The following is a 2,937-nucleotide window of genomic DNA, read 5'->3' as shown; positions in this document are numbered from 1 at the left end:
CTATCCTTGCTCTTCGCTGTGCTTATCTCAACGGTCAACTTTCAATTTGATGTATTTGCCAAAGTGAGATGCACCCGGGAGGACTAAGGTATTCCGACAATAAAAGGTTTGTAGAGTTTCTAGATAAAGGCAACTCAAGTAATTTTTATAAATTTTTTATTTTATATTTAAAGTTAATTTATGAATGGGTAAAAGCAAGTAATCAAGCATCAGACTTTGCTGCGTAAAAAGCGAAAATAGTTATCATCCTTGAGCATGCCAGTTTTCCTAAGAAAGAAGAGTACCTAAAAAAAATTGAAACATAAATGCCTAATATTCATTGAGAATTCCTGCCCGAATATATCCTAGGACTATAACTTAATTGAATGGGTATGACCTTCGACAAAAGAATATATTGCTAATCGACTGTTTAAATCAATTGAAGAGCTAGAGTATTTATTAAATCGCGTCTTACAGCACTTTCCGATGCTATGAGGTACAATTAAGAATTAAGGTGAAAAGCATCTGATAGTCAAAGCTCCTCATGAAATCCTATTCTCTAGACCTGGGCTCAAAAATAGTGACAGCACACTTGGCAGAAAAGAGGTCAAGCGAGAAAAGTAGCCACCCGGTTTGGCGTTACTAAAAGTCTAGTTCAAAAACTGGTCAAGCAACAACCAACTCAGGGAAACCTACTTCCTTGCGCAGAGGGGTAAACCCCGATTCAGTCCTTTGACTGATGCAGAAACGGCAGTGAGAGCATGCTTTAGCGGACTATCCTGATGCTACGAAAGAGCGAATTGTGTGAATTATTAGGGCAACGGACTGGAAAATGGGTAAGTCGGACGGCTCTGTGTCGCTATGTACAAAAATTAGGACTCAATCGTAAAAAAAAAACATGGTACAGTAGCCAAGCGGGAACAGAAAAAGTACAAAAATTAAGAGTTGAGTATTGGGAAAAAATCAGAAATATCGAGGCCCAGAACAAGCGTATTTTTAGACGAAACAGGGATGATGCTGGGTTTGGCTAGAAGCCCTGCCCGTTCTCCGTTGGGGACAAGAGTAGGAGGAATCAAACCCTTTTATCGAGGAGCGTTCGTCACAGCCATTGGCGCAATTAGTGCCCACATTCCGCAGGTAGATTAGGAAAGGAGATAATATTTACGGCAAGGAGCACCAAAAAACTGGAGAATCCATAATCGCTCTGACGTGAGATTGGTAATACCAATTTCATAAAATAGTGCTACAATTAGTAGATATGGTTTTTGTGAGCCATTTCCCAAATATAAGGAAGAAAAATGTCAGTCGTGGGTTCGGATTGAAATTCGGGAAACAATAGAAGAGCTGACGACTCTTATAAGGAAAGAAAAAGATGTTTTGCGCCACGAAAAACTACAAGTTCTGTATTGGCTTAAAACCCAAACTGTAGACAGCGTATTGTCTGCTGCTGTGCGACGCCGGGAAACATCGTACCACAATACAAAGATGGTTGTCTAGTTACAGAAAAGGGGGAATAGAAGAATTATTATTGCAGAAACCTCGTTCGGTTCGACCTTAAATAATGAATCCTGAAACTGTAGAGAGATTATCAAAGGAATTACAAGAACCCGAAGGATTCAGTAGCTACAAAGAAGTACACCAATGGCTGACAAGCTGCTGTAAAGTGAAAGTGGCGTATCGCACAGTACACCAATGGGCAAGATATCGGCTAAAAGGAAAATTAAAAGTCCCGCGTCCGGTAAGTGAAAAACAGAAACCCGGGGTAGTAGAAGAATTTAAAAAAAACTCTCATCTCTAATTAAAAGCAGTGTGAGGAGCGAGTGAGAGCTTTTTAAAGCAGTGGAAAAAAGTGCGATATTGGAGTCAAGATGAAAGTCGGATGGGGCTGCATACAATTCAAAGAAGAAAGTTAACAGGTTACGGAATCAAGCCGCAAGGAAAGGTGCAATGGGATTTTACTTATTTGTGGCTTTATGGGGCAGTAGAACCGCTAACTGGAGCCAGCTTTTTTTAGGAATTTACACATTTAGATACAGTGTGCTTCGAGAAGTTTTTAGAGCTATTTGCCAGTGAGTATCCGGAGGATTTACATATAATTCAATTAGATAAGGTCGGATTTCATAACTCTTTAAATCTCAGCATACCCGAAAATGTTATTTTACTGTTTCAACCCGCATACAGTCCGGAAGTAAACCCCATAGAAAGACTGTGGGGTTACGTAAAAGAACAATTGAAATGGTTGAGATTTGACCAAATAGAAGAGTTGAGAGCAGCAGTGCAAAAAGAGTTAAATAAGTTGACGTTGGAAGTTATTGCTTCTTTGACTGGATGGGAATTTTTTTTAGAGGCTCTATCTGTAGCAGGACTTTAGGAAATTGATATAATGTGTTTGGTGCTCTCAACTGTCAACAAATGAATCGACATAAAACATTGAAAAATCCATCGCAGGGTGGGTTTCGTGGTAGGTTTACCAACTTGATTATCAACCGTTTGATTGGCTGTCTCCAGAGCTTGGCCCAGTGCCCGTTGACCTAAACTATAAACCAATAAGCATAAACCCATCACCATTGCCATTGCTGCAACTCGTTGAGGAGTGTTCAGAAAGATACTTGAAGTAAAGAATAGCGGATCTTTGAGAAACCGAAAACCGCGTTCGGTGGATTGCTGTGCCTTGTATTCCTTGAGGACAGACTCATCGCTGAGAATTTGCTCATCCAAGACATTAGTTGCCAGGATAAACTTGCCAGCCCGTTGAATCTCCACCTCAATAGCCTTAGGTTTAGAGATGAGAGTGGCAGATATTTGATAATGTTTGTGCCCCACCTGATCTTTGCGTGGTCTACCACGTCGTTGGTGCTGAACAATTTCCCATACTTGCAGATCGTCTAGTTGATGATAGGGTAGTTGTTGTGAAAATGCTGTGGCGGCTTGGATGGCCTGACTGTTTGCAAGCAAACT

At 40.6% G+C, this 2,937-nt stretch carries 3 protein-coding genes and 1 pseudogene; 3 read left to right on the top strand and 1 reads right to left on the bottom strand.

Going from position 1 to position 2,937, the window contains the following annotated elements; translation table 11 throughout:
- Positions 1-1,540 precede the first annotated feature (1,540 nt).
- Genes QUB61_RS38765 through QUB61_RS38755 form a run of 3 tightly spaced genes read left to right on the top strand, consistent with a single transcriptional unit; the run spans position 1,541 to position 2,350 of the window.
- Positions 1,541-1,777: a hypothetical protein gene (locus tag QUB61_RS38765; RefSeq protein ID WP_333136741.1), complete on the top strand. Its 237-nt coding sequence runs from the start codon at positions 1,541-1,543 to the stop codon at positions 1,775-1,777.
- Positions 1,778-1,828: 51 nt separating this feature from the next.
- Positions 1,829-1,993, top strand: a complete 165-nt coding sequence (locus QUB61_RS38760; protein ID WP_333136739.1) for a hypothetical protein — start codon at positions 1,829-1,831, stop codon at positions 1,991-1,993.
- Between the two features lie 21 nt (positions 1,994-2,014).
- Complete coding sequence (locus QUB61_RS38755; RefSeq protein ID WP_333136737.1) at positions 2,015-2,350, top strand: transposase; 336 nt, start codon at positions 2,015-2,017, stop codon at positions 2,348-2,350.
- On the opposite strand, the pseudogene QUB61_RS38750 reads toward QUB61_RS38755, so the two are convergent.
- A pseudogene (locus QUB61_RS38750) lies at positions 2,350-2,937 on the bottom strand (IS1634 family transposase); the annotation flags it as partial. The gene QUB61_RS38755 and the pseudogene QUB61_RS38750 sit on opposite strands and share 1 nt — an antisense overlap.

Source organism: Microcoleus sp. C2D2 (assembly GCF_036702495.1).
Classification (GTDB): Bacteria; Cyanobacteriota; Cyanobacteriia; order Cyanobacteriales; family Microcoleaceae; genus Microcoleus.
The sequence above is the reverse complement of the archived record's forward strand: the minus strand, read 5'-3'. Positions and strand labels throughout refer to the sequence as shown.